Source organism: Stutzerimonas urumqiensis (genome assembly GCF_003640395.1).
In the GTDB taxonomy this organism is placed as follows: domain Bacteria; phylum Pseudomonadota; class Gammaproteobacteria; order Pseudomonadales; family Pseudomonadaceae; genus Stutzerimonas; species Stutzerimonas urumqiensis.
The window spans coordinates 111,024-137,346 of the sequence record NZ_RBZQ01000009.1 but is presented as its reverse complement, the minus strand read 5'-3'; the positions used below and the strand labels follow the sequence as shown (position 1 = coordinate 137,346).

The window sequence follows — 26,323 nt, the reverse complement described above, 5'->3', positions numbered from 1 at the left end:
GTCAGACCCTTGCCTCGAGGCTGTCTTCGAGAATCGCCAGGGCCAGCTGCGGGAAATCCAGACCGGCCGCACGGGCCGCCATCGGCACCAGGCTGTGGTCGGTCATGCCCGGCACCGTGTTCACCTCGAGCAGCCAGAACCGCCCTTCGGCGTCCTGCATGACATCGACCCGTGCCCACCCCTGAACGCCAACCGCCTCGCAGGCGCGCGCTGACAGCGACTCGAGTTCGAGCCGCTTGGCCTCGTCCAACCCGCAGGGAATGCGGTACTGCGTATCCGACGCCAGGTACTTCGCGTCGTAGTCGTAGAAGGTGTGCGGCGTGCCCAGGCCGATCGGCGGCAGTATCTGCCCGCGCAGCATGGCGACCGTGAACTCCGGGCCCTGGATCCATTGCTCGACCAGCACCTGCGCGTCATAGGCGCTCGCTGCCCGCCAGGCCGCGATCAGTTCGGCGAGCCCTTCCACCTTCGCCATGCCGATGCTGGAGCCCTCATGCGCCGGTTTGACGATCAGCGGGAAGCCGAGCGCCTCGGCCGCGGCCTTGCAATCGGCCTCGCTCGCCAGCACGGCATGGCGCGGAGTCGGCAGGCCGAGGCTCTGCCAGACCTGCTTGGTGCGCAGCTTGTCCATCGCCAGCGCCGAAGCCAGTACGCCGCTGCCGGTGTAGGGAATGCCCGCGCACTCGAGCAGGCCCTGCATGCTGCCGTCCTCGCCGCCGCGCCCGTGCAGCACGATGAAGGCACGGTCGATCCGTTCCTGGGTCAGCCGCACGAGAAAGTCATCGCCGACATCGATGCCAAAGGCGTCGACCTTGGCCGCATGCAGCGCTTCGAGCACCGCCGCGCCGGATTTGAGCGACACCTCGCGCTCGGCGCTGTGCCCGCCGAACAGCACGGCGACGCGGCCGAATGCCTGGGGATCGCGAGTGGATTTCAGCGCGTCCATCAGCCTTTCCTCGCAGCGCGTTCGCTGCCAAACAGGGGGTTCTTGAGCAGCTGCGGCGCCAGGCCGCCGATGTCACCGGCACCCTGGCACAACAGGATGTCGCCGGCGCGTAGCAGCGGACGCAGGACCGGCGCCAGATCGGCGCCGCGCTCGACGTAGATCGGGTCGAGCTGGCCGCGCTGGCGAATGCTATGGCAGAGGTTGCGGCTGTCCGCGCCCGGCACCGGATCTTCGCCGGCGGGGTAGACCTCCATCAGCAGCAGCACGTTGGCATCGGCCAGCACCTGGACGAAGTCTTCGTAGAGATCGCGCGTGCGGCTGAAGCGATGTGGTTGGTACACCATCACCAGGCGGCGCTCGGGCCAGCCGCCGCGAATCGCCTTGATCACCGCCGCGACTTCTCGCGGGTGGTGGCCGTAGTCGTCGACCAGCATGGCGCTGCCACCCTCGACCGGCAATTCGCCATACACCTGGAAGCGGCGACCCACGCCCTGGAAGCCCGACAGCCCCTGGACGATGGCCTCGTCGGCAATGCCTTCGTCGCCGGCGATGGCGATGGTGGCCAGGGCATTGAGGACGTTGTGGTCGCCAGGCATGTTCACCGAGACATCGAGCGGTGCCTGGCCGGGCCGCAGCACCGTGAAATAGGTGCGCATGCCTTCCTGGCGCACGTTGATGGCGCGGATATCGGCGTCTTCGCTGAAGCCGTACGTGGTCGTCGGCCGGCCGATCTGCGGCAGCAGCTCACGGACGACCGGATCGTCGACGCAGAGCACGGCCAGGCCATAGAACGGCAGGTTGTGCAGGAACTCGACGAAGGTCTTCTTCAGCTTGCCGAAGTCGCCGCCGTACGTGCTCATGTGATCGGCGTCGATGTTGGTGACGACCGCCACCATCGGCTGCAGATGCAGGAAGCTGGCGTCGCTCTCGTCCGCTTCGGCGATCAGGTAGCGACTGCTGCCAAGTTGCGCGTTGGTGCCGGCCGCGTTGAGTCGCCCGCCGATGACGAAGGTCGGGTCCAGCCCGCCGGCGGCGAACACCGATGCCAGCAGGCTGGTGGTGGTGGTCTTGCCGTGGGTGCCAGCCACCGCGATGCCATGGCGGTAGCGCATCAGCTCGGCCAGCATTTCAGCGCGCGGGACCACCGGAATACGTTGCTCGAGCGCCGCGGCGACCTCGGGATTGGAGGCATTGACCGCGCTCGAGACGACCAGCACGTCTGCGCCCTCGACATTGTCGGCGCTGTGCCCGAGGTGCACGGTTGCGCCGAAGCTCTCCAGCCGCTCGGTGGTGGCCGATGATTTGAGATCGGAGCCGGACACTTCATAGCCGAGGTTCAGCAGCACCTCGGCGATGCCGCACATGCCGACGCCGCCGATGCCGACGAAATGGATACGGCGGATGCGGCGCATGCGCCGTACTTCGGCCTTGACCGCGGCGGGCGACTTAGCCATGCGCCACCTCCTGGCAGATGTCGACCACTCGACGCGTCGCGTCCGGATGCGCGAGGCGGCGGGCGATGGCGCCCATGGTCTTGAGTTTCTCCGGGTGTTTCATCAGTTCGCTAAGCTCCGTGGCCAGGATCGTCTCGTCGGTCGTGGCCTGCGGCAGCACGATGGCCGCACCTTCCGAGGCGAGGTACCTGGCGTTCTGTGTCTGGTGATCGTCGATGGCATGCGGCAGCGGCACCAGGAAGGCCGGCAGGCCAGCGGCGGCGATCTCGCTCACGGTCAGGGCACCTGCCCGGCAGACCACGAGATCGGCCCAGGCGTAGGCGCGAGCCATGTCGGTGATGAACGGCGCGACCTGCGCGGCGACCTGCGCGTCGGCATAACGCTGCTCGGTCAGCTCGGCGTGCAACTTGCCGGCCTGATGGAAAACCTCCGGCCGCAGCGCCGCGTCCAGCCGGCCCAGCGCGGCAGGGAGCAGCTTGTTCAACGGCTCGGCGCCCAGGCTGCCCCCCAGCACCAGCAGGCGCGGCCGGCGACCGGCAAGCGGCTCGCGCGGCGTCTCGAGGAACAGCTCTTCCCGAACGGGATTGCCGGTAGTCAGCCGCTTGGCGCCGGGCTTGAAGGTGTCCGGGAAGGCTTCGCACACACGCGCCGCCAAGGGTGCGAGCAGGCGATTGGCCGTACCCGCCACCGCGTTCTGCTCATGGATCACCAGCGGAATACCCGCCAGCTTCGCCGCCAGACCGCCAGGCCCGGTGACATAGCCGCCAAGCCCAAGCACGCAGACCGGACGCACCTCACGGAGCACCTTCTGCGCCTCGCGCAGCGACATCAGCAGTGTCATCGGCGCCTTGATCAGCGCCGCGACGCCTTTGCCACGCACGCCCGTCATACCGATGGTGTGCAGAATGAGACCAGCCGCCGGTACCAGCTCCGCCTCGATCCCACGGGCCGTTCCGAGCCAATGCACGGTATAGCCGCGCGCCGTGAACTCCTTGGCACAGGCCAGCGCCGGGAACACATGCCCGCCGGTTCCACCGGCCATGATCAGAACGTTACCGCGCATGGGCTGGCTCCTCGTCGAGGAAATCGGCCTCGGCGAAGTCGGCATCTTCGCTGCCAAGCGTCGCGCGGCTTTCCCATTCGATACGCAGCAGCAACGCCATGCTGACGCAGGTAATGACCAGCGAGCTGCCGCCATAACTTAGGAACGGCAGGGTCAGCCCCTTGGTCGGCAGCAAGCCGATGTTCACGCCGATGTTGATCAGGAACTGGCCGATCCACAGGAACGCCAAGCCCCAGGCGACATAGGCGCCAAAGAACAGCCGGGCCTTCTCCGCCCAGAGGCCGATGTAGAGGGCCCGCACGCCAACGAAGGCGAAGAGCGCCACGGTCGCCAGCGCACCCACCATGCCGAGCTCTTCAGCGAGCACCGAAAAGACGAAATCGGTGTGTGCTTCGGGCAGGTAGAACTGCTTCTGCACACTGTTGCCCAGCCCGACGCCGAACCATTCGCCGCGCCCGAAGGCGATCAGCGCCTGGGTCAGCTGGTAACCCGCGCCATACTGGTCGGCCCAGGGATCGGTGAAGGTGATCAGGCGCTGCAGGCGGTACTCCTGGGTCTGCACCAGCACGAACACCGCACCCACCGCGAGGACGACCATCAGGCCGAAACGGAACAAGCCCACGCCACCCAGGAACAGCATCGCGGCAGCCGACCCCATCATCACCACGGTGGCGCCGAAGTCCGGCTCGAGCAGCAGCAACCCGGCCATGGGAATGAGCACCACGAAGGGCTTGAAGAAGCCGGCCCAGCTTTCGCGGACTTCAGCCTGTCGGCGCACCAGGTACCCCGAGAGGTAGACGACCACGAACAGCTTGGCCAGCTCCGACGGCTGGACGTTGAAGGCGCCGAAGCCGATCCAGCGGCTCGATCCGTTCACCTCGCGGCCAATGCCCGGAATCAGCACCAGGATCAGCAGCGCCACGGCGCCGAGCAGAAGCGCCCAGTCGAACTGCTGCCAGGTCTTGAGCGGCACCAGCAGCACGATGCCGGCGGCGGCCAGGCCCAGGGCGATATAGATGAGGTGACGAATCATGTGATACAGCGGCGTCCCGGCATTGACCGCCGCCACTTCCGACGACGCGGAGGTGATCATCACCAACCCGAGACCGAGCAGGCCGAGGCAACCGGCAAGCATCGGGAAATCCAGATCGATGCCGCGATGACCGAACAGGGGCGACGGGCGAGTCAGCAGCGCACGAAGCATCATGCGAGCTCTCCCACCGCCGCCGCGAACAACCGGCCGCGTTCTTCGAAGTTGGCGAACATGTCCAGGCTCGCGCAGGCCGGGGACAGCAGCACGGCATCGCCGGGTTGCGCCTGCTCGGCAGCTGCACGAACGGCCTCCTCGAGGGTGGCCACGCGAATCACCGGGGCCGCGCCGGCGAGCGCGCGCTCCAGCTTGTCCGCGTCGCGACCGAGCAGCACCAGCGCGCGGCAATGACGCGACACCGCCGGCTGCAGCGGAGCGAAATCGGCACCCTTGCCATCACCGCCGGCGATCAGCACCAGGCGGCCGGCGATATCGGCACCCAACCCCTCGATCGCCGCAAGCGCGGCACCGACGTTGGTGGCCTTGGAGTCATCGTAAAAGGCGACGCCCTGGTGCTCGCCCACCCACTGGCAGCGATGCGGCAGGCCAGCGAAGGTGCGCAGCGTTTCCAGCATGGGCTCGAACGGCAGGCCGACGGCATGGCCGAGTGCGAGCGCGGCCAGGGCATTGCTCTGGTTATGCGCGCCGCGCATGCGCAGGGCGCGCGCCGGCATCAAGGGCTCGAACTGGAACGCCAGGTGAGCTTCGCCACCCTCCTGGATCAGGCCGAAGCCGCGAAAATCCGGCTTGCCCAGACCGAACGACCAGACCGGCACCTCCTCGCTGAGCAACGGGCGGCTGAGCCGATCGTCGCGGTTGATCACCACCTGCCGCGCACCGCGGAAGATGCGGTGCTTGGCCTGATGGTAGGCCGGCAAGCCGCTGTAGCGATCCATGTGGTCTTCACTGATGTTCAGGCAGGTCGCGACTTCGGCATTCAGCAGCTCGGTGGTTTCCAGCTGGAAGCTCGATAGCTCGACGACATACAGCTCGACGTCGTCGGCCAGCAGATCCAGCGCCGGCGTGCCGAGGTTGCCGCCAACCGCGACCCGGCGTCCGGCGGCACGCGCCATCTCGCCGACCAGTGTCGTCACGGTGCTCTTGGCGTTGGAGCCGGTGATCGCCACGATCGGCGCCTTGGCCAAGCGCGCGAACAACTGAATGTCGCCTGAAATCGCCACGCCGCGCGCGGCCGCCTCGGCGATCGCGCGCGTGCTGAGCGCCAGCCCCGGGCTGACCAGAAGCTCCGATGCACGCGCCAGGAAGTCGGCATCCAGCTCGCCGCACCGAACCTCGACCTGCGGAAAATCACGCCGCAGGGTCGCCAGTTCCGGCGGATTCGCACGCGTGTCGGCCACGGCGAACGGCAAGCCGCGATCCGCCAGATGGCGAACCAGCGACATCCCGCTCTTGCCGAGCCCGACGACGATGCGGAACTGGTCGGATGCGATCAGCACGCTCTGTTACCTCAGCTTCAGGGTGGCAAGGCCGACCAGGACGAGAATCACGGTGATGATCCAGAAACGGACGATCACGCGCGGCTCAGGCCAGCCCTTGAGTTCGAAATGGTGGTGGATCGGCGCCATACGGAACACGCGCTTGCCGGTCAGCTTGAACGACGCGACCTGGATCATCACCGAGAGGGTCTCCATGACGAAGACGCCGCCCATGATGAACAGCACGATCTCCTGGCGGACGATCACGGCGATGGTGCCCAGTGCCGCGCCCAGCGCCAGCGCGCCGACATCGCCCATGAAGACCTGCGCCGGGTAGGTGTTGAACCAGAGGAAGCCCAGCCCGGCGCCGATCAGGGCGCCGCAGAAAACGATCAGCTCGCCCGCGCCGGCGACGTACGGGATCAGCAGGTAGTCCGAGAAATTGGCGTTGCCGGACAGGTAACAGAAGATGCCGAGCGCACCGCCGACCATCACCGTCGGCAGAATGGCCAGGCCGTCGAGGCCGTCGGTGAGGTTGACCGCATTGCTCGATCCGACGATCACGAAGTAGGTCAGCACGATGAACCCAAGGCCGAGCTGGACTTCCACGGTCTTGAGCAGCGGCACGATGAAGGTCGTCTCGACCGGTGCCTCGGCGGTCATATAAAGGAAGATGGCTGCCGCCAGGCCGAACACCGATTGCCAGAAGTATTTCCAGCGACTCGGAAGGCCCCGCGAGTTCTTCTCGATCACCTTGCGGTAGTCGTCGACCCAGCCGATGGCGCCGAACAGCAGCGTCACCGCCAGCACCACCCAGACGTAGCGGTTGGACAGGTCGGCCCAGAGCAAGGTGCTGATGGTGATCGCGGAGAGGATGAGCGCGCCGCCCATCGTCGGCGTGCCCTTTTTCGACAGATGCGATTGCGGGCCGTCATTGCGGACGGCCTGGCCGATCTGGCGAATCTGGAGCGTGCGGATCATCCAGGGGCCGAGGCAGAGCGCCAACGCGAGCGCCGTCAGCACGCCGAGAATGCCGCGCAGGGTCAGGTACTGGAACACCGAGAACCCGGTGTGAAATTGCTGTAGGTAACCGGCCAGCAACAAGAGCATCAGTCTTTCTCCGCGACTGGCGTGCGCAGGGCGGCAACGACCTTGTCCATGGCAGCGCTCCGAGAGCCTTTGACGAGAATGGTGGTAGCGCCCCGCTCGGCTTGGAGCGCGGCGATCAGCATCGATTGATCGGTGAAATGGCGACCGCCGGCTCCGAACGCCTCGACCGCATGGCGCATCAGCGGACCGACGGCATAGAGCGCATCGACCTTGCCCGTGGCGTAGGCGCCGACGTCACGGTGGCCCTGCTCGGCCCATTCACCCAGTTCGCCCATGTCGCCCAGCGCCAACACGCGGCGCCCGGTGAATCCGGCGAGCACATCGACCGCTGCGCACATCGAAGCGGGATTGGCGTTGTAGCTGTCATCGATCAGGCGCACGCCACCGGCTGTCATCTCGGCCACGGCACGCCCTTTGACAGGCTGGAGCGACTCGAGCCCGCTGACGATATGGTCGATCGACACGTTCAGCGCATGGGCGGCGGCGGCCGCGGCCAGCGCATTGGCGACGTTGTGCCGACCCAGCAGGTTGAGCTGGACGCGCGCGGAGCCGGCCGAGCCCATGAGCGTGAAGTTCGGGCAGCCGCGCAGGTCATAGGCGATGGACCCGGCGTAGAAGTCGGCCAGCGGGCTCTCCAGGCCGAAGCTCACGAGCTTTCGGCCGCCCGCGCGGGCTTTCCAGGTATCGAACGCCGGGTCATCCCGGTTCAACACCGCGACGCCATCGGCGGCCAGGCCGTCGAGAATCTCGCCCTTGGCTTCGACGATCTTCTCCGGCCCGCCGAATTCGCCGACGTGGGCGCTACCGGCGTTATTGATGAGCGCCACGTGCGGGCGGGTCAGCCCGACGGTGTAGGCGATCTCGCCAACGCGTGATGCGCCGAGTTCGATCACCGCCGCGCGGTGCGTTGGCGCAAGCTCGAGCAACGTCAGGGGCACGCCGAGCTCGTTGTTCAGATTGCCACGCGTCGCGAGTACCGTCCGCTCGCCAAATGCAGCGCGCAGGATGCTCGCCAGCAGTTCCTTCACGCTGGTCTTGCCACTCGAGCCGGTGATGGCGGCGATCGACCCGGCGAACGCATCGCGATTCAACGCACCCAACTGGCCGAGCGCCACGCGCGTATCCGGCACCACCAGCTGCGCGATGGCGACCTCCGGGCAGGCGCGCTCGACCAGCGCCGCTACCGCGCCCTTGCTCGCGACGTCGGCCAGATAGTCATGGCCATCGAAGCGCGGCCCCGTCAGGGCGACGAACAGGTCGCCCGGGCGAACGGTCCGGCTGTCCGTTCCGACCGCCGTGAACGTGGCATCGGTACCGGCCAAACGGCCACCGAGCGGGCCGGCGACATGGCTGAGCTGCCAGGCTTCAAGCATGGTCCTTCCCCCAGGACGCGAGCGCCCGACGGGCCTCTTCGATATCGGAAAACGGATGCCTCACGCCCTCGACCTCCTGATAGTCCTCGTGACCCTTTCCAGCGAGCAGCACCACATCACCGGCAGCCGCGGTGCCGATCGCTTCGGCGATGGCCTGGGCGCGCCCTTCGACGAGCCGGGCGTCCGCCGGGCTGGAGAGGCCTGCGCGGATGTCGTCCAGGATGCTGGCGGGCCGTTCGCCGCGCGGATTGTCGTCGGTGATGAACAGACGATCAGCCAGGCGCTCGGCTACGGCGCCCATGAGCGGTCGCTTGCCGCGATCACGATCGCCGCCACACCCGAACACGCAGCGCAGCTCGCGCTGGACATGCGGCCGCAGCGCCTGCAACACCTTGTCGAGGGCGTCGGGGGTATGCGCATAGTCGATGACGACGAGCGGCTTGCCCTCTCCGCCGAGCCGCTGCATGCGCCCCTCGGGGCCCTGCAGGGCGGGCAGAACCGCGAGGATTTCGTCCTGCGGATAGCCCATTCCGATCAAGGCGCATACAGCGGCCAGTACGTTGCTCAGGTTGAAGCGACCGATCAGGCGGCTGCGCAAGGCGCGCTCGCCCTGCGGCGTCACCAGGCGGGCCTGGATGCCATCGTCGCCGAGCGTGATGGCGGTGCAGTGGAAATGCGCGTCGGTCCGCTCGAGGCTGTAGGTGATCAGCCGTCCCTCGGCATCGCGACCGGCCAGCTCGCGGCCGAAGGCGTCGTCGAGGTTGATGACCCGGGCGCGCAAGCCGGGCATTTCGAACAACCGGCTCTTGGCCGCGGCGTAGGCTTGCATGGTGCCGTGATAATCGAGATGGTCGCGCGAGAGGTTGGTGAACACCGCGACCATGAAATTGAGCGCCGCGACGCGGCCCTGCTCGAGACCGTGCGAAGACACCTCCATGGCCACCGCGCGCGCGCCCTCGGCTTTCAGGCCGGCGAGCGTCGCCTGGACGCCTATGGCATCCGGCGTGGTGTGACGCCCTTGTGCGAGTTCGCCATAGAACCCGGTGCCAAGCGTGCCGATGATGCCGCAGCGCTCGCCGAGCTGGCCCAGCGCCTGGGCGACAAGCTGGCTTACGCTGGTCTTTCCGTTGGTTCCGGTCACGCCGACGAGCCGCAAGCTACGGCTCGGCTCACCATAGAAGCGGCCAGCGATCGCCGACAGCTGGCCTGCCAACCGGCGCACCGGTATCAGCGCGGCCACGTCGTCACGCGGGACGTCCGCCCCTTCGGCTTCGTAGGCGACGGCAGCGGCCCCGCGTGCCAGGGCGTCGGCAATATGCACGCGGCCGTCCTGCTGGGTGCCGGGCACCGCCAGGAACAGATCGCCCGGCCTGACCTTGCGGCTATCCAGCGTCAGTTCCCGGATCAACACGTCGCTTTCCGCTTGCGGCAGCAACTGATTCAGCGGCATCGGCATCAGCTGCGCCCTCCTTTGGCTTCCGGCAGTGCGACCGTTTGCGTCTCGGCCGGCGGGGGCAGGTTGTCGGGCGCGATGTTCATCAAGCGCAGCGCACCCGCCATCACCTTCGAGAACACCGGCGCCGAGACCAGACCACCGTAGTAGCCGCCCTTGCTCGGTTCATCGATGACCACGACCAGCGCGATGCGCGGATCGCTCATCGGGGCGAAGCCGGCGAACATCGAGCGATAGGCATGTTCGGTGTAACCCTTGGAGCCGACCGACGCCTTGCGTGCCGTGCCGCTCTTGCCGGCCACGTGATAGCCGGGTACCTGGGCCCGATAGACGCCGCCGGGCGCTTCGACCACTTGTTGCAGCATGCCTTGCAGCGTCTCGGCGACGTCCTTGGACATCACCTGGGTAGGCTCCGGCGCGTTCTCCAGGCGCAAGAGCGAAAGCGGCACGCTCTGCCCGTCGTTGGCGAGCACGGAGTAGGCATGGGCCAGTTGAACCGCGGTCACCGACAGGCCGTAGCCGTAAGACAGCGTGGCCGTCTCCGCCTTACGCCATTCGCGGTGGTTGGGCAGCTTTCCGACCCGTTCACCGGGAAAGCCGAGCCCCGTGCCTTGCCCCAGGCCGACACGCTGCATGACCGAATAGATGGCCTCGCCGCCGATATCGAAGGCGATCTTGCTCATGCCGACGTTGCTCGACTTGATGAGAATGCCGGTCAGGTCCAGCACGCCATCTTTCACGCGCGAAACGTCACGAATGGTGTAGCGACCGATGCGCAGCCAACCCGGATGCACGTCGACCTTGTCGTCCGGCTGCCAGCGACCGCTCGCCAAGGCGGCGCTCATGGAGAAGGGCTTCATCGTCGAGCCTGGCTCGAACACGTCGATCATGGCCCGGTTGCGCATTGCGGCCGGTTGCAGGTTGCTACGGTTGTTCGGGTTGTACGTCGGGTGGTTGACCATCGCCAACACTTCGCCGGTCTTCACGTCGACCATGACGAGGCTGCCGGCCTTGGCGCCGAATTCGGCGAGCGCGTTTCGCAGCTCGCGATGCGCCAGGTATTGCAGCCGCAGGTCGATCGACAGGGCCAACGGCTTGCCGGCCTTGGCATTCTTGACGACCTGGACATCCTTGATCAGCCGCCCCCGGCGATCCTTCAACACCTGCCGCTTGCCCGGCACGCCCGCCAGCCATTCATCGTAGGAGAGCTCCATGCCCTCCCGCCCGCGATCGTCGATATCCGTGAAGCCGACCACGTGAGCCGCGACTTCGCCCGCCGGGTAGAACCGACGAAACTCCTCGAGGCCGTAAACGCCGGGGATGCCAAGAGCCAGCACCTGCTCGCCCTGTTCCGGCGTCAGTCCACGCTCCAGGTACATGAACTCCCGTTCGGCTTGCTGTTCGAGGCGCTTCGACAGCGCCGCCAGATCGGTGTCCAGCGCGTTGGCCAGCTCCGGCAGGCGCGCCTTGGCGCCAAGCAGCTCCTTCGGATTGGCCCACAGCGTTTTCACCGGCGTACTGACGGCCAGCGGCTCGCCGTTACGGTCTGTCATCAGGCCGCGGTGTGCCGGGATCGGGATATGCCGCACGCTGCGCGCATCGCCCTGCTCCTTGAGGAAATCCTGATCGATGACCTGCAGGTCCACGATGCGCCAGCCGATCGCGCCGACCATTGCCGCCAGCAGCGCCAGCACGACCCGGAAACGCCACGGATAAAGCGCGCCTTCAAGACGGATCATGGCGCCACCAGCCTGACGTCCGCCGGTTGCGGAACGTGCATCCCAAGCTGTTCGCGGGCGAGCGTTTCGATTCGGCTATGCGCGGTCCAGGTGCTCTGCTCGAGAATCAGCCGGCCCCATTCGGCCTGCGCCTTGTCGCGCGTGCTGAGCTCCGAATACAGCTCGTTGAGCAACTGACGGTTCCAGTGCGCGACATAGGCGACGCCGATCGCCGACACCAGGACGATCAGGAACAGAACCAGCATGAGCAGCGCTCCGCGCGGCAGGCTTGCGGCGGCTTTCATGCCAACTTCTCCGCAACGCGCATCACGGCGCTGCGCGCCCGCGGATTGCCTTTCACCTCGTCGGCCGAGGCATACCGAGGCTTGCCAAGGAGCTTCAGGCGCGGCTGGAACGCAGGCGGGATGATCGGCAGATCGCGCGGCAGCTTGTCCGCTTCGCCTTTGGCGTGGCGCCGCATGAATTGCTTGACGATACGATCCTCCAGCGAATGGAAACTGATGACCGCCAGCCGCCCGCCCACGTCGAGCACGTCGAGCGCGGCCTCCAGGCCCCGCTCGAGATCGCCCAGTTCGTCGTTGATGAAGATGCGCAGCCCCTGAAAGGCGCGAGTCGCCGGGTTTTTGCCCTTTTCCCAGGCCGGATTCGCCTGGGCCAGCACGGCGGACAGGTCGGTCGTGCGCTCGAACGGCCGCTCGGCGCGACGCTGGATAACCGCCCGGGCCATGCGCCGCGCAAAACGCTCTTCGCCATAGGTCTGCAAGACGTGGGTGATTTCGTCCTCGCTCGCGCCGGCAAGCCACTCGGCCACGCTGACGCCGCGCGACGGGTCCATCCGCATGTCCAGCGGACCGTCATGGGTGAAGCTGAAACCCCGCAAGGGATCGTCCAGCTGCGGTGAAGACACGCCGAGATCCAGCAGCACGCCGCTTACCGTGCCCATCCAACCGCGCTGGCGCGCTTCGTCGGCCAGCTCGGCAAAGCTGCGTTGCACAATAACGAAGCGGCCGTCTTCGGCCGCCAGCGTTTCACCCGTCTCGATGGCTTGCGGGTCCTTGTCGAATCCCAGCAAGCGCCCTTCAGGTCCGAGCCTGCGCAACAATAGCCGGCTGTGCCCTCCTCGACCGAAGGTTCCATCCATATAGCGACCATCCGGACGCACCTCGAGCGCATCGACGGCTTCGTCGAGCAATACGGTGACATGGGCCAGCTCGCTGTTCGGATTCACAGAATAAGGTCGCGCAGTTCGTCCGGCAGACCGCCGGGTTGTTTGATGGCCGCTAGGTCCGCCTCGGCAAGCGCGTTCCAGTCGTCCTCGTTCCACAATTGAAATTTGTTCAGTTGGCCAACGAGCATTGCCCGCTTATCGAGGCCGGCGTATTCCCGCAACCGCGGCGGCACCAGCAACCGGCCGCTGCCATCCAGCTCCAGATCGACCGCGTTGCCGATCAGCACACGCTGCAGGCGACGGGCCTCTTCGCTGAACGACGGCAACTGACGCAACTTGGCTTCGATGACTTCCCATTCGGACAGCGGATAGATGCAGAGGCAGCGATCGACGGCATCGATCGTGATGATGAGCTGGCCATCGCAACGCGAAACGAGCTCATCGCGATACCGACTCGGCATCGCGAGGCGCCCTTTGGCGTCGAGACTGATGGCGTTTGCTCCGCGAAACACGGCTGCGCTTCCCCTGAAAACTAGCTATCCATGCCCATAACGACCCACTTTTCACCACTTCATGCCACTGGGGCACACTATAGAAATGCGCCCACGACACCGTCAAGGCGCCACGGGGGGTGGAAAAGCCTTATCCGACGGTGATTTAGCGATGTTTTTGACGAACGGAGGCAGCGGAAGGAGGGTTACGCCGAACAACTTGCAAGCTGGCGCCTGCACTAGCAGCACACACTTAAAGTGAAACCTTAAGAGAAAGATTGTTTTGTGCTAACGCGACGGGGTAAGCAGAAAAAAAGAAGGGGTCGGAGAGTCGATCTGTAAGCCGGGTTCTGTCGAGGACAGCCATTCCTCTACGACGACCATCACTGGCCGCCTCTAGCAACCTACCCGGATCCAGCGCGGGCCACGCCAATGGATCCCTATTTGGTCTTGCTCCGAGTGGGGTTTACCTAGCCACGGACTGTTGCCAGCCGTGCGGTGCGCTCTTACCGCACCTTTTCACCCTTACCGGCGCCGAAGCGCTTAGGCGGTTATTTTCTGTGGCACTTTCCGTAGGCTCGCGCCTCCCAGGCGTTACCTGGCACTCTGCCCTGCGGAGCCCGGACTTTCCTCCCTTCCCTTCGCGAACGAAGGAAACAGCGACTGTCCGATCGACTCTCCGGCGCACAGGATAGAGACCTCATCCACAGGCAGCAACCCTCGCGGTGACGCCGGTTACTGCGGTTTACGCGACAGCGCCAGCTCGTAGAGCCGGTTCTTGCGCGCCCCCGTGATCTGCGCCGCCAGTGCGGCGGCTCGCTTGATCGGCAGCTCGGCGAGCAAGAGATCGAGAACCTTGATCGCCTCGGCATCGAGCTCATCCTCGGATGAGGGCTGATGGCCGGCGACCAGCACGACGCACTCACCGCGCTGCTGGTTCTCGTCCTGCGAGACCCAGAGGGCCAATTCAGCCAGCGGCAGGCCTTTTATCGTCTCGAATGTCTTGGTGATTTCCCGAGCCAGCACGGCCTGGCGCTCCGCACCAAACAACTCCGCCATGTCCTGCAAGCATTCAAGGATGCGGTGGGGGGCTTCGTAGAACACCATCGTCCGCGCCTCTTCGCGCAATGTTTCCAGCCGCGTGCGACGGCCCGCACGCTTGGCGGGCAGGAAGCCCTCGAAGCTGAAGCGATCCGACGGCAGGCCGGCGGCCGACAGGGCCGCCACCGCTGCACAGGCACCTGGCACCGGAGTCACCCGCACACCCGCGGCCCTGGCCTGCCTGACCAGGTGAAAACCGGGATCTGAAATCAAGGGGGTCCCGGCATCGGAAATCAACGCGATGTCTTCTCCCGCAGCCAGGCGCGCGAGAAAACGGCCGCCGTCGGCGCGCTCGTTGTGCTCGTGACAGGCGGCCAGTGGCGTGCCGATTCCGAAGTGCTGGAGAAGGCGCGCCGAATGGCGGGTATCTTCGGCCGCGATGAGCGACACCTCGCCCAGAATGCGCAACGCCCGGGCCGTGATGTCGTCGAGATTCCCAATCGGCGTCGCCACGACGAAGAGCGTACCGAAGCTGGAATTCACGGTGTCGGATACAGTCACAGCGATACCTTCGCGCAAAACGCGCATTGTAGCCCGTTTCATCATCCCGACTGCGCGCCACTGCCTGGCGCCATGGGTACAATCAACCCGATCTGTCTCAGCCTCAGGAATCAGTCAATGCCGGCTTGCTTGCGCCCATTCCTTATCGTTTTCCTGGCGACTCTTCTCGCAGCGTGCGCCAGCTCGCCGTCCTCGACGCTGGGCGAGCTGCCTCGCACGCCGCAGGCAACGATTCAGCAGTTGCTCGAGCAGGCCGCCACGAGCGAACCCGAGGAGGCAGCGCTTTTGCGCCTGGCCGCCGCCGACCAGGCCTACCAGCGCGGCGATCTGGCCCACGCACGAGACATCCTCGGCCAGGTCGACGTCACCCAGCTGCCGCCGGCCCAGCAGATATTCTTCCAGACACTTGGCGCCGAGCTCGCACTGGCTGACGGCAAGCCGGAACAAGCGGTCGCTGCCTTCGACCATCCGGCGTTCGCGCGGCTATCCGAGCTGCCGGTAGAGCAACAAGTGCGCTCCCAACTAACCCGCGCAAAGGCCCTCGAAGCCGCCGGCCAGCCGATAGAGGCGCTGCGCGAGCGCATTTTCATCGCTCCGCTGCTCGGCGGCAGCCAGGCGACCGCCAATCATGAAGCCATCTGGGCGCTGGCCTCGGCACTGCCCGACCCGCAATCCCATCTGGCTGGTGCCGAGGCGGACCTTGCCGGCTGGCTCAACCTCGCGGCGACCGTGCAACAAGCCGGCACCCTGAGCGTGCAGCAGAGCGCCATCAATACCTGGCGGCAGCAACATCCCAATCACCCAGCAGCGAAAACCCTTCCCGAGCCGCTCGCCAAGCTGCTCGAACTCGCCGCGGAGCCACTCAACCACATCGCACTGCTGTTGCCGCTGAACGGACAGCTGGCAGGCGTCGCGCGGGCGCTCAGGGATGGGTTTTTGGCCGCGCATTACCAGGCACGCGACCAGGGCGTGCAGCCGCTCCCCAAGATCACGCTGTATGACAGCAGCCGGCTGACGTCGCTGGATGCCTTCTATCGTGACGCCGAAGCCGCCAAGGTGCAGCTCGTTGTCGGTCCGCTGGAAAAGGAGCTGGTCAAACAGCTCGCGGAGCGGCCGTCGCTGCCGATTCCGACGCTGGCGCTGAATTACGGCGATACCGGCCAAAACACCCCCGAGCAGCTCTATCAGTTCGGGCTGGCCGCCGAGGACGAGGCGCGTGATGCCGCCCGCCAGGCTTGGGCCGATGGCCACCGTAACGCGATCGCGCTGGCCCCGCGCGGCGATTGGGGGGCACGCGTCCTTGATGCATTTCAGCAAGAGTGGACCCGGCTGGGGGGAACCGTGATCGCAGCCGAACCGCTGGCGGAACCCGTCGAACTGGCCGGTCAGATCGCCGAATTGCTTGACCTGCGCGCCAGCGAGGCACGGACCGATCGACTCGAATCCACCACCGGCCAGGAACTCGATACCCAGCCGTCGCGTCGCCGCGACGCCGACTTCCTCTTCCTCGCCGCGACGCCACAACAGGCCCAGCAGGTCAAGCCGACCCTTGTGTTCCAGTACGCTGCAGACCTCCCCGTCTACGGGACCTCGCACCTCCACGCTGCGAACGACAACCGCAGTCAGTACCTGGACCTCGAGGGCGTTTACTTCGCCGAGACTCCTTGGCTGCTCGATGCGCAGAATTCGCTGCGACAGGCGGCAGTCGCTCAATGGCCTGCGGCCGTCGGCAGCCTGGGTCGACTCTATGCGATGGGTGCCGATGCCTACCTGCTCGCCTCACGCCTTCCTCAACTCGTCGCCATTCCGGAAAGTGAGCTGGATGGCCTGTCGGGCAGCCTTAGCCTGACACCGGGCCGCCGCGTCGAACGCGATCTGCCGTGGGCTCAGTTCCGCAACGGCCAAGCAGTACCGCTGCAAGCGGATACGGTCGATGTTGTTCGGTGACCGGCAAAGCAAGGGTCGTACAGCTGAAGACCATGCGCTATCGCACCTGAAAATCGCCGGGCTGCGGCTGATCGCCAGAAACTGGCTCGCCCGCACCGGCGAGCTCGATCTGGTCATGCTTGATGGCGATACAGTAGTATTCGTCGAAGTTCGCTACCGCAGCCACTCCGCCTGGGGCGGGGCGGCTGCCAGCATCGACCGCCGCAAACAGCACAAGCTGATCAACACGGCCGAATGTTTTCTACAGCAGGAGAAACGCTGGTCGAAAAGCCCTTGTCGCTTCGATGTCATCGCTATCGGCCCAATCGCCGAGCACCCCGCCATCGAGTGGATCAAGAACGCGTTCGATAGCTAACGCGGCGGCAATCCCCGAGGCGCACGGCAGACGCCAGCATCCGCATCCGTTCCAACAGTCGCCTACTGACAGGGTTATTCCGACGATGGATATGCAATCCCGAATTCGACAGCTCTTCCAAGCCAGTATCGAAACCAAGCAGCAATCGATGAACGTACTCGCCCCCTTCATCGAGCAGGCGGGCCAGGTGATGGTCAACGCGCTTCTGTCCGAAGGCAAGATTCTCACCTGTGGTAATGGTGGATCGGCGGGCGATGCACAGCATTTTTCCTCGGAGCTGCTGAATCGCTTCGAGCGCGAGCGCCCGAGCCTTCCCGCTATCGCGCTGACGACCGATAGCTCGACCGTGACCTCGATCGCCAACGATTACAGCTACAACGAGATTTTCTCCAAGCAAATACGCGCGCTCGGACGACCGGGTGACGTCCTGCTCGCCATCTCGACCAGTGGCAACTCGGCCAACGTCATACAGGCGATCCAGGCGGCCCACGATCGAGAGATGGCGGTCGTCGCCCTCACAGGCCGGAACGGCGGCGGGATGGCCTCGCTCCTGCTACCGGAAGACGTCGAGATCCGCGTTCCCGCCAAGAGCACCGCGCGCATCCAGGAGGTTCACCTCCTGACCATTCACTGCCTGTGCGACCTGATCGATAACCAGCTTTTCGGAGGGGAGGAATGAAACCGTTGAAACTTGCGCTCGTCCCGATCGTCGCGGCGCTACTGGCCCTGACCGGCTGCAGCTCCGTATTGACTGCGACGCGAGACGCCCCGCTCGACCAAAACCAGGGAACCCGGACGATCGGCAGCAAGATCGATGATTCGCTGATCGAGACCAAGGCCGCGGTCAACATCGCCAAGGCCCATCCCGATCTCGATCAGAACGCTCATATCGTGGTCGCCAGTTACAACGGCGTCGTGCTGCTGACCGGCCAGGTTCCCCGCCAGGAACTCAAGGACCTCGCCGCCAAGGTGGCCAGTACGATCCAACGGGTGAAGCGCGTCCATAACGAGCTTCAGGTGCTGCCGCCGTCATCGGCACTGGCTCGCAGCAACGACACCTGGCTAACGACCAAGATCAAGGCGCAGATGCTGGCCGACAGCACCGTACCGGGCAGCCGCATCAAGGTCATCACCGAAAACGGCATCGTCTACCTGATGGGTTTGGTGACGCAGGAAGAAGGCAACCGCGCCGCATCGATCGCCCAAAGCGTCGGCGGCGTTCAGCGCATCGTCAAACTCTTCGAGTACATCGACTGACGCCAGGCCGCTTCCGCTATTTGACGACCTTCAGGCTCGGCCGCCCGGCCGGCTTGGAGGCACCCTCGCCCTCCGCTCCACCCGGATGATCGCCCGACGGCGGCGAAGTCTCCGTCTCAAACACCATCCCCTGCCCGTTTTCCCGCGCATAAATCGCCATGACGGCGGATGACGGGATATGCAGCGAATGCGAAACGCCGCCAAATCGACCCTCGAAGCTTACCGCCTCGTTCTTCATTTCGAGCGCACGGACGGCACTGGGCGATACGTTCAGCACGATCTGCCCCTCCGTTGCGAAGCCGTCGGGGACCTGGACACCGGGATATTCCGCATCGACCAACAGATGCGGCGTGCAGTCGTTGTCCACGATCCACTCATAAAGGGCTCGCACGAGATAGGGACGACTGGAAATCATGCGGCGGACCTCTCTTAGCGCATCGCGCGCTCTGCAGATGAAAGACTGGCCTGAAACGGCTCACGGACGAAGTTGCGCTCCATGTAATCGAGGAGCGGCTTGGCGCCTTTGGGCAACTCGATTCCTAGACTCGGCAAACGCCACAGAATAGGCAAGAGGCAACAATCGATCAGACTGACCTCATCGCTCAGGAAAAACGGTTTCTCCGCGAACAGGGGCGCCACACCACTCAGGCTTTCGCGCAGCTCCTTTCGCGCCTGCGCGGCCGCAGACTCCCCCTTGCGCATCGACTGGATTCGGTCGACGAGGGAGCACCAATCGCGCTGAACCCTGTGCGCCAGCAACCTCGTATTGGCACGCGCTACGGGATAGGCCGGCAGTAACGCCGGATGCGGATAACGTTCTTCGAGATACTCCATCACGACGGTCGGCTCGTAGAGCACGAGGTCGCGATCCACCAGGGTTGGCAAGGTCGAATAGGGGTTGAGCTCCGCCAGGCGTGGAGAAACAACTGACGGGTCGACATCCACGATATCGACGGCCACACCCTTTTCGGCAAGGGCCAAACGAATCCGATGCGAATAATGGTCGGCTGGATCGGAGTAGCAACGCAGGCAATTCACGGCTGCCACGCAGGACCTCCTCGATGGTGGCAACGGGGGGACCCCAGCCAGGGATTGGACATTGATTTGGCGATAAAAAAACACGCGCCCAGTTGGGCGCGTGTTTATGACACCGAAGTACGTTAGTGCACGTCCTTCCAGTATTCGCGCTTGAGCAAATAGGCGAATACGAAGAAGAAGGCAAGGAACAGCAGCACATAGGTGCCGATGCGCTGGCTTTCGAGCTTGACCGGATTGGCCGAGTAGGCAAGGAAGGTAACCAGATTCTTGACCTTCTCGTCGTACTCCGCCTCGGACAGCTCTCCCGTATTCGGGAGCACCGTCAGCTGGTCGCATGCTTCATGCGTGATCGGCGTTCCCGTCAGAGGATCGAACTGCTTGCGTCCATCCTCGACGACTTGCACCTGCTTGCAACCCACCACCTGCCGTCCCTGCAGCGGGGCGAGCACGTGTGGCATGCCGACGTTCGGGAACACGCGATTGTTGACGCCGTATGGACGCGTCGGATCCTCGTAGAACGCACGCAGATACGAGTACAGCCAATCGGTACCGCGTACCCGGGCAACCAGGGTCAGGTCCGGTGGCGCCGCACCGAACCAGGTCTTGCCATCCTCCGGCTTCATGCCGATCTTCATGTGATCACCGATCTTCGCACCGGTGAACACGACATTCTCCATCATGATTTCGTGGGGGATGCCCAGATCGTCAGCAACGCGCTCGTACCGCTGGAACTGGGCGCTATGGCAGCCCATGCAGTAGTTGGCGAACGTTCTCAGGCCGTCCTGCATCGCGGCCTTGTCGGTCAGGTCGATCTCCACGTGATCCAGCTCGACACCATGACCGCCTGCGGCGAAGGTGAACGCCGGAAGCACTGCCAGTATTAATGCAGCCAATTGTTTTTTCATCAGCCAATCACCCTTTCCGGAACTGCTTTGGTCTTCTCGAGCCTTGTATAGAACGGCATCAGAATGAAGTAGGCGAAGTACAGTACGGTACACACCTGCGACAGCAAGGTACGACCAGGTGTGGGTGACAGAACGCCGAGAACGCCGAGAATCACGAAGGATACGCAGAAGACCAGCAAAGCCAGCTTGCTCATCCAGCCCTTGTAGCGCATCGATTTGACGGGGCTGCGATCCAGCCATGGGATCACGAACAGCACAGCGATTGCCGCACCCATCGCGATGACACCCAAAAGCTTGTCGGGAACGGCACGCAGAATTGCGTAGAACGGCGTGAAGTACCAGACCGGCGCGATATGTTCAGGGGTCTTGAACGGGTTAGCCATCTCGAAGTTGGGCTTCTCAAGGAAGTAACCGCCCATCTCCGGGAAGAAGAACACGATCGCACAGAACACGAACAGGAAGACGACGACACCGACGATGTCCTTGACCGTGTAGTAAGGGTGGAACGGAATGCCGTCCAGCGGCTTGCCCGTCTCATCCTTCGCCTTCTTGATGTCCACACCCAGCGGGTTGTTCGAACCTACTTCATGCAAGGCGAGAATGTGCAGCACGACCAGGCCAAGCAAGACGATGGGCAGCGCGATCACATGCAGCGCAAAGAAGCGGTTCAGGGTGATGCCCGAGATCAGGTAGTCGCCGCGAATCCACTGGGTGAGGTCTTCACCGATCACCGGGATCGCACCGAACAACGAGATGATCACCTGGGCGCCCCAGTAGGACATCTGGCCCCACGGCAACAGATAGCCCATGAAGGCCTCGGCCATCAGGGCCAGGTAGATCATCATGCCGAAGATCCAGACCAACTCGCGAGGCTTCTGGTAGGAGCCATAGAGCAAGCCACGGAACATATGCAGATACACGACGACGAAGAACGCAGAGGCGCCCGTCGAGTGCAGGTATCGGATGATCCAGCCAAACTCCACATCACGCATGATGTATTCGACGGAAGCGAACGCACCTTCGGCCGACGGCTCGAAACTCATGGTCAGCCAGATGCCGGTAATGATCTGGTTGACCAGTACGAGCAATGCGAGCGAACCAAAGAAATACAGAACGTTGAAATTCTTCGGCGCGTAATACTTGCTCAGGTGGTCTTCCCACATCTTCGTGGCGGGGAAGCGGGCGTCAACCCATTCCATGAACTTGCTCATCATGCGCTCTCCTGATCAACACCGATGATCACCACGTTGTCGGTCTCGTACATGTGAGGCGGCACCGGGAGATTCAATGGCGCAGGCTGCGCCTTGTAAACGCGGCCAGCCAGATCGTATTTCGAACCGTGGCATGGGCAGAAATAACCGCCGAGCCAATCGGGGCCGAGATCAGCAGGCGCCACTTCGGGACGGAAAGACGGCGAGCAGCCGAGGTGCGTACAGAGCCCTACCAGAATGAGGATTTCAGGCTTGATGGAACGAACACGAGGATCGACGTAGGACGGCTGCACCGAAGCCTCGGAGGTCGGATCGGCGACCACGTCGGCGAGCTTCTCCAGATTCGCCAGCGTCTCCTCGGTACGGCGCACGATGAACACCGGCTGACCACGCCATTCGGCGATCATCTGCTGGCCCGGCTCGATCTTGCTGATATTTACCTTCACCGGTGCACCGGCCGCCTTGGCCTTGGCACTAGGGAACCATGACCCCACGAACGGGACCGCGGCACCCACCGCTCCTGCAGCGCCCACTACCGAAGTAGCGGCTACCAGGAAGCGACGCCGGCCAGCATTCACGCCGTCATTGCTCATTAAGTCGTCTCCCATCAGCTTCTTATGGCCCGCATTGCAGGCATGTACCACTAGAAAAAAGGCCGCGAAAAAATTCGCCAAATGGTAAAGAAAACCCCCTTTTCTGACAAGGTAATACCCTGACACAAAGGGCCGGGAGACCCGCAGATACAGGGCTTGCGCACGCGACACGCTGTCGCATGAGCATTATGGATTGCAAAATTGCCGGCCGATTCAGGCAGCCGTCACCGACATTGGGCGACCGGAAAACAACGCAAAAAAAAGCCCGGCATTGGCCGGGCTTTTTTCGCAATCGCGATTAACGCTTGGAGTACTGCGGACGCTTACGCGCTTTACGCAGGCCCACTTTCTTACGCTCAACTTCACGCGCATCGCGCGTTACATAACCAGCGCGACGCAGCGAGCTGCGGAAGCTCTCGTCGTATTCGATCAGTGCGCGAGTGATGCCGTGACGGATCGCCCCAGCCTGTCCGCTCACGCCGCCGCCCAGAACGGTCACGTAAACATCGAACTTCTCGGTGGTTTCGGTCAGCTCGAGCGGCTGACGGACAACCATGCGAGCCGTTTCGCGACCGAAGAACTGATCGAGATTACGGTTGTTGATAGAGATCTTGCCTGTACCCGGACGCAGGAACACCCGAGCGGTTGCAGTCTTGCGACGGCCAGTGCCGTAATTTTGAGTCGCCGACATAATGAACTATTCCGTTAAATCTTGAGTTCTTGGGGCTGCTGAGCGGCATGCGGGTGAGCGGCACCCTTGTACACCTTCAGCTTGCGATACATGTCGCGACCCAGCGGATTCTTGGGCAGCATGCCCTTCACCGCGGTTTCGATGACACGCTCAGGAGCACGTGCGATCAGCTTTTCGAAGTTGATCGACTTGATCCCACCCGGGAACCCGGAGTGCGAGTAGTACATCTTGTCAGTGGTCTTGGCACCCGTGACACGAACCTGCTCGGCATTGATCACGACGATGTAGTCGCCAGTGTCCACGTGCGGAGTGTATTCAGGCTTGTGCTTGCCACGCAGGCGGCTGGCAATTTCGGTGGCCAGACGACCCAGAGTCTGACCGGCAGCGTCGACGACATACCAGTCGCGCTTTACGGTTTCCGGTTTAGCAGTAAAAGTCTTCATTCGTTATAGCCTCAGGGGCCGCCTGAAAATAAGACGGCGAATCTTACTGAATGGTGCTTGCCCTAGCAAGGCCAGGACGGCCGGAAACAGACACTGTCGGGGGCTCGGGTCAGCGCGTCCGCTACGGCGAGTTCGGTAGGCTAGGCATCCCCTACCTGAGCGACGGGCTAGGCGACCCGTCGAAGCCGCGGGATTATGCCCTGTTCCCCCAGAAAATCAACCGATCCCTGCAAATCAATGGCTTTGAACAGCGCGACGGGCCGACATCACCAGGGTTTCGCCAAATCCATTAGCCGGCTATCGTTAGCCATCGATCGTTCGTGGAGGTTCCTATGCAAAAGCGCCGTCTTGGCCAAACCGATCTTGCCGTCAGTGCGCTCTGCCTCGGCACCATGACGTGGGGCGAGCAGAACGACGAGGCGGAGGCATTCGCCCAGATGGATCGCGCCAGGGCGGCCGGCATCAACTTCGTCGATACCGCCGAGATGTATCCCGTTCCGCCGCGACAGGAAACCTACACGGCAACCGAACGCATCATCGGCGCCTATTTCCGCAATCGCGGCACACGCAACGAGTGGGTCCTCGCCACCAAGGCGGCCGGACCAGGCAACGGCATCGACTACATCCGCAACGGCCATCCCAAGTTTGACCGCAGGCAACTACAGGAGGCCGTCGAGGGCAGCCTGCGCCGCCTCGGCACTGACTATATCGATCTCTATCAGCTTCATTGGCCCGAACGCAGCACCAACTTTTTCGGACGACTGGGCTACCAGCACAACGAAGAGTCCTTCACGCCACTTGAAGACACCCTCGAGGCGCTCGATGGCCTCGTGCGGGTCGGCAAGATTCGGCATATCGGTCTATCGAACGAAACACCCTGGGGCCTGGCGACCTACCTTCGACTTGCCGAGACGCGTGGCTGGCCACGCGTCGCCAGCATTCAGAATCCCTACAACCTGCTCAACCGCACCTTCGAAATCGGACTGGCGGAAATGGCCATCCGTGAGCAATGCGGTCTGCTGGCCTACTCACCGCTTGCATTCGGCATGCTGACGGGCAAATACGACAAGGGCGCACGCCCCGAAGGGGCTCGCCTCAGCCTGTTCAGCCGCTTCAAGCGATACAGCCAACCGCAGGCGGAAGCCGCATGCGCGCGCTACGTAGCACTCGCTCATGAGCATGGGCTAAGCCCGGCGCAGATGGCCTTGGCCTTCGTAACACGCCAACCCTTCGTCACCAGCAACATCATCGGCGCCACCTCGCTGGAACAGCTCGACGAGAACCTGGCCAGCATTGATGTGGAGCTCTCCGAAACGCTGCTGGCAGCCATCGAAGCCATCCACACCGACCAACCTAATCCCGCTCCCTGACGCACGCGGCGAACCTGCCGCTTTGACAGACGTCTCAACCGAGACACCTGGGGATTACCGTGATCGCCGACCATCTGCTTTCACCGCTCAGCCTCGTGACAGGCTGGATCTGCTATGCCCTCGCCCTGGCGTGGGCGGCCTCGCGCACGCCCTGGCTTGAACTCTTCAGCGATACGCGGCGCCAGCACCTGCTATTCGGCGCGACCCTGGCGATATTTCTGCTGTGGCTGATCCGCCGCGATTTCGACTCCGGGCTGTCGTTCCACTTCATCGGTTTGACGGCCGTCACGTTGCTGCTGGACTGGCCGCTCGCGATCCTGGCGGCCTTCATTGCCCAATTGGGTCTCTTCGCGACGGGTCATCAGGACCTCTGGGCGATTGGCGTCAACGGCCTGGTCCTGGTGCTCATTCCGGTCATCGTGACGGAATGCTGCGCCCTGGCCGTCGAACGCGCCCAGCCGCGAAACCTGTTCGTCTATATCTTCTGCTCCGGATTCTTCCCGGCCGCATTGGCGGCGCTCGGTTGCGTGCTGGCCTCGCTCGGCCTGTTGCTGCTTGATGACCGTTACCCGATGCCCCCGTGGCTGTCGCAATTCTGGGGCTATCTCTGGCTCGTCATGTTCCCCGAGGCCTTCATCAACGGCACCGCCGTCACCGCGCTGGTGGTATTCAGGCCCGAGTGGCTGGAAACCTTCAATCGCACCCGGTACCTGCAAGCACCCTGGAAAGACTGAGTCGTTGTAGGTCAGTGGCTCTGCGGGCCGGACTCGTCGTCCGCCCAATCGGGCACCGCATCCTCGACCGGGATCCGATGCTCTTCGGCCGCCCAGGCCCCCAGGTCGATCAAGCGACACCGATGGGAGCAGAAGGGTCGAAACTTGCTTTGCGCTTCCCAGACGACCGGAGCGCCGCAAGTAGGGCATTCAACGTGCAACGGCATTAGCGAGCCTCTCCTTTCAGCGACAAATAAAATCGATGTAAGCGCTCGACCTTCGCGCGCAGCGAGCCAAGGTCACCGTCATTGACCAGGACGTCGTCGGCATGTCTCAACCGCTCGTCCCGACTGGCCTGGGTCCGCATGATGGCGGCGATCTGCGCCTCCCCTGCCTCGTCCCGCGACATGGCACGAGCCAGTTGCAGAGCCTCCGGCGCATCGACCACCAGCACGCGATCGACCGTTCGAAACTGACCCGATTCGATCAACAATGGCGATTCGAGAATGGCGTAGGGCGAAACTGCCCGGGCAAGTCGCGCCGAAACTTCGGCACCTATCAGAGGATGCAGTAGCTGCTCGAGCCACTTGCGTTCTTCGGCCGATTGGAAAATGCGCTGCCGAAGCGCCGCACGATCGAGACGACCATCGGCCAGCAGGATGTCCGGACCATACCGACCGGCGATCTCGGCCAGCGCCGGCTGGCCGGGCTCCACCACGAATCGGGCGACCTGGTCGGCATCGACGGCAAGCACGCCAAGCTCGGCAAAGCATGTGGCAACCGCGCTTTTGCCACTGCCGATCCCGCCGGTCAGCCCCAGAACCCAAGGTTTCATATGCAATGCAGCCAGCCTAAAAGGCGCCATCTAACGCGCC

General features: G+C 64.0%; 28 protein-coding genes and 1 other RNA gene. 6 read left to right on the top strand and 23 right to left on the bottom strand.

All coding sequences use genetic code 11. From position 1 onward, the window contains the following. Position 1: 1 nt before the first annotated feature. The 14 genes from D7325_RS16935 to rsmI all read right to left on the bottom strand — a co-directional run bounded on the left by D7325_RS16935 (position 2) and on the right by rsmI (position 14,952). Positions 2-946 carry a D-alanine--D-alanine ligase gene (locus D7325_RS16935; protein ID WP_120997629.1) on the bottom strand — a complete coding sequence of 315 codons (945 nt, stop codon included), beginning with the start codon at positions 944-946 and terminating at the stop codon, positions 2-4. Beyond that, the gene (gene murC / locus D7325_RS16930; RefSeq protein WP_120997628.1) at positions 946-2,400 is read right to left on the bottom strand and encodes a UDP-N-acetylmuramate--L-alanine ligase; all 1,455 of its coding nucleotides are present in this window, start codon (positions 2,398-2,400) and stop codon (positions 946-948) included. The genes D7325_RS16935 and murC overlap by 1 nt, the downstream gene beginning before the upstream one ends. Then, positions 2,393-3,463, bottom strand: a complete 1,071-nt coding sequence (gene murG, locus D7325_RS16925; protein WP_120997627.1) for an undecaprenyldiphospho-muramoylpentapeptide beta-N-acetylglucosaminyltransferase — start codon at positions 3,461-3,463, stop codon at positions 2,393-2,395. The genes murC and murG overlap by 8 nt, the downstream gene beginning before the upstream one ends. Continuing rightward, positions 3,453-4,667, bottom strand: coding sequence for a putative lipid II flippase FtsW (gene ftsW / locus D7325_RS16920; RefSeq protein WP_120997688.1), 1,215 nt, complete (start codon positions 4,665-4,667; stop codon positions 3,453-3,455). The genes murG and ftsW overlap by 11 nt, the downstream gene beginning before the upstream one ends. Continuing rightward, entirely contained in the window at positions 4,667-6,010 is a 1,344-nt protein-coding gene (gene murD, locus D7325_RS16915; RefSeq protein WP_120997626.1) for a UDP-N-acetylmuramoyl-L-alanine--D-glutamate ligase, read from the bottom strand. The genes ftsW and murD overlap by 1 nt, the downstream gene beginning before the upstream one ends. Before the next feature lie 6 nt (positions 6,011-6,016). Then, positions 6,017-7,099 (bottom strand): phospho-N-acetylmuramoyl-pentapeptide-transferase, encoded by a 1,083-nt coding sequence (gene mraY, locus D7325_RS16910; RefSeq protein WP_120997625.1) that lies wholly within the window; start codon positions 7,097-7,099, stop codon positions 6,017-6,019. Further along, positions 7,099-8,472 (bottom strand): UDP-N-acetylmuramoyl-tripeptide--D-alanyl-D-alanine ligase, encoded by a 1,374-nt coding sequence (locus D7325_RS16905; protein ID WP_120997624.1) that lies wholly within the window; start codon positions 8,470-8,472, stop codon positions 7,099-7,101. Before D7325_RS16905 ends, mraY begins: the two co-directional genes overlap by 1 nt. Continuing rightward, a complete protein-coding gene (locus D7325_RS16900) occupies positions 8,465-9,928 on the bottom strand; it encodes a UDP-N-acetylmuramoyl-L-alanyl-D-glutamate--2,6-diaminopimelate ligase (RefSeq protein ID WP_120997623.1) in 1,464 nt (487 codons plus the stop codon). Before D7325_RS16900 ends, D7325_RS16905 begins: the two co-directional genes overlap by 8 nt. Next, positions 9,928-11,664, bottom strand: coding sequence for a peptidoglycan D,D-transpeptidase FtsI family protein (locus D7325_RS16895; RefSeq protein WP_120997622.1), 1,737 nt, complete (start codon positions 11,662-11,664; stop codon positions 9,928-9,930). The genes D7325_RS16900 and D7325_RS16895 overlap by 1 nt, the downstream gene beginning before the upstream one ends. Continuing rightward, positions 11,661-11,948: a cell division protein FtsL gene (gene ftsL / locus D7325_RS16890; protein ID WP_120997621.1), complete on the bottom strand. Its 288-nt coding sequence runs from the start codon at positions 11,946-11,948 to the stop codon at positions 11,661-11,663. The genes D7325_RS16895 and ftsL overlap by 4 nt, the downstream gene beginning before the upstream one ends. Beyond that, positions 11,945-12,892 carry a 16S rRNA (cytosine(1402)-N(4))-methyltransferase RsmH gene (gene rsmH, locus D7325_RS16885; protein WP_120997620.1) on the bottom strand — a complete coding sequence of 316 codons (948 nt, stop codon included), beginning with the start codon at positions 12,890-12,892 and terminating at the stop codon, positions 11,945-11,947. The genes ftsL and rsmH overlap by 4 nt, the downstream gene beginning before the upstream one ends. Next, entirely contained in the window at positions 12,889-13,344 is a 456-nt protein-coding gene (gene mraZ / locus D7325_RS16880) for a division/cell wall cluster transcriptional repressor MraZ (RefSeq protein WP_120997619.1), read from the bottom strand. The genes rsmH and mraZ overlap by 4 nt, the downstream gene beginning before the upstream one ends. A 302-nt stretch (positions 13,345-13,646) precedes the next feature. Further along, positions 13,647-14,002: RNase P RNA component class A (rnpB, locus tag D7325_RS16875), an RNA gene on the bottom strand. Between the two features lie 56 nt (positions 14,003-14,058). Then, positions 14,059-14,952, bottom strand: coding sequence for a 16S rRNA (cytidine(1402)-2'-O)-methyltransferase (gene rsmI, locus D7325_RS16870; protein ID WP_120997618.1), 894 nt, complete (start codon positions 14,950-14,952; stop codon positions 14,059-14,061). A 90-nt stretch (positions 14,953-15,042) separates the two neighbouring features. Between rsmI and D7325_RS16865 the strand changes: the two genes are divergently transcribed. The 4 genes from D7325_RS16865 (at position 15,043) to D7325_RS16850 (ending at position 18,484) form a co-directional block, all read left to right on the top strand. Then, on the top strand, positions 15,043-16,872 hold the full coding sequence (locus D7325_RS16865; protein WP_120997617.1) for a penicillin-binding protein activator: 1,830 nt from the start codon (positions 15,043-15,045) through the stop codon (positions 16,870-16,872). Then, complete coding sequence (locus tag D7325_RS16860; protein WP_120997616.1) at positions 16,859-17,227, top strand: YraN family protein; 369 nt, start codon at positions 16,859-16,861, stop codon at positions 17,225-17,227. Before D7325_RS16865 ends, D7325_RS16860 begins: the two co-directional genes overlap by 14 nt. A gap of 85 nt (positions 17,228-17,312) precedes the next feature. Further along, positions 17,313-17,906: a phosphoheptose isomerase gene (locus D7325_RS16855; protein ID WP_120997615.1), complete on the top strand. Its 594-nt coding sequence runs from the start codon at positions 17,313-17,315 to the stop codon at positions 17,904-17,906. Continuing rightward, positions 17,903-18,484, top strand: coding sequence for a BON domain-containing protein (locus D7325_RS16850; protein WP_120997614.1), 582 nt, complete (start codon positions 17,903-17,905; stop codon positions 18,482-18,484). The genes D7325_RS16855 and D7325_RS16850 overlap by 4 nt, the downstream gene beginning before the upstream one ends. Before the next feature lie 16 nt (positions 18,485-18,500). On the opposite strand, the gene D7325_RS16845 is transcribed toward D7325_RS16850, so the two are convergent. The 7 genes from D7325_RS16845 to rplM all read right to left on the bottom strand — a co-directional run bounded on the left by D7325_RS16845 (position 18,501) and on the right by rplM (position 23,365). Then, positions 18,501-18,899 (bottom strand): ClpXP protease specificity-enhancing factor, encoded by a 399-nt coding sequence (locus D7325_RS16845; RefSeq protein ID WP_120997613.1) that lies wholly within the window; start codon positions 18,897-18,899, stop codon positions 18,501-18,503. Positions 18,900-18,913: 14 nt separating this feature from the next. Continuing rightward, positions 18,914-19,531, bottom strand: coding sequence for a glutathione S-transferase N-terminal domain-containing protein (locus D7325_RS16840; RefSeq protein ID WP_120997612.1), 618 nt, complete (start codon positions 19,529-19,531; stop codon positions 18,914-18,916). Between the two features lie 113 nt (positions 19,532-19,644). After that, on the bottom strand, positions 19,645-20,427 hold the full coding sequence (locus D7325_RS16835) for a cytochrome c1 (protein WP_120997611.1): 783 nt from the start codon (positions 20,425-20,427) through the stop codon (positions 19,645-19,647). Further along, the gene (locus D7325_RS16830) at positions 20,427-21,638 is read right to left on the bottom strand and encodes a cytochrome b (RefSeq protein WP_120997610.1); all 1,212 of its coding nucleotides are present in this window, start codon (positions 21,636-21,638) and stop codon (positions 20,427-20,429) included. Before D7325_RS16830 ends, D7325_RS16835 begins: the two co-directional genes overlap by 1 nt. Continuing rightward, entirely contained in the window at positions 21,638-22,231 is a 594-nt protein-coding gene (gene petA / locus D7325_RS16825) for a ubiquinol-cytochrome c reductase iron-sulfur subunit (protein ID WP_120997609.1), read from the bottom strand. Before petA ends, D7325_RS16830 begins: the two co-directional genes overlap by 1 nt. Before the next feature lie 298 nt (positions 22,232-22,529). Beyond that, a complete protein-coding gene (gene rpsI, locus D7325_RS16820; protein ID WP_120997608.1) occupies positions 22,530-22,922 on the bottom strand; it encodes a 30S ribosomal protein S9 in 393 nt (130 codons plus the stop codon). A gap of 14 nt (positions 22,923-22,936) precedes the next feature. Next, the gene (gene rplM, locus D7325_RS16815; RefSeq protein WP_120997607.1) at positions 22,937-23,365 is read right to left on the bottom strand and encodes a 50S ribosomal protein L13; all 429 of its coding nucleotides are present in this window, start codon (positions 23,363-23,365) and stop codon (positions 22,937-22,939) included. A 332-nt stretch (positions 23,366-23,697) separates the two neighbouring features. Between rplM and D7325_RS16810 the strand changes: the two genes are divergently transcribed. Then, positions 23,698-24,735, top strand: a complete 1,038-nt coding sequence (locus D7325_RS16810; protein ID WP_120997606.1) for an NADP(H)-dependent aldo-keto reductase — start codon at positions 23,698-23,700, stop codon at positions 24,733-24,735. Positions 24,736-24,794: 59 nt separating this feature from the next. After that, complete coding sequence (locus D7325_RS16805) at positions 24,795-25,469, top strand: energy-coupling factor ABC transporter permease (RefSeq protein WP_120997605.1); 675 nt, start codon at positions 24,795-24,797, stop codon at positions 25,467-25,469. Between the two features lie 11 nt (positions 25,470-25,480). Here D7325_RS16805 and yacG read toward each other — a convergent pair whose 3' ends face one another. Both yacG and coaE read right to left on the bottom strand, forming a co-directional pair. After that, positions 25,481-25,675, bottom strand: coding sequence for a DNA gyrase inhibitor YacG (gene yacG / locus D7325_RS16800; protein ID WP_120997604.1), 195 nt, complete (start codon positions 25,673-25,675; stop codon positions 25,481-25,483). After that, complete coding sequence (gene coaE / locus D7325_RS16795) at positions 25,675-26,283, bottom strand: dephospho-CoA kinase (RefSeq protein ID WP_120997603.1); 609 nt, start codon at positions 26,281-26,283, stop codon at positions 25,675-25,677. The genes yacG and coaE overlap by 1 nt, the downstream gene beginning before the upstream one ends. Positions 26,284-26,323 lie beyond the last annotated feature (40 nt).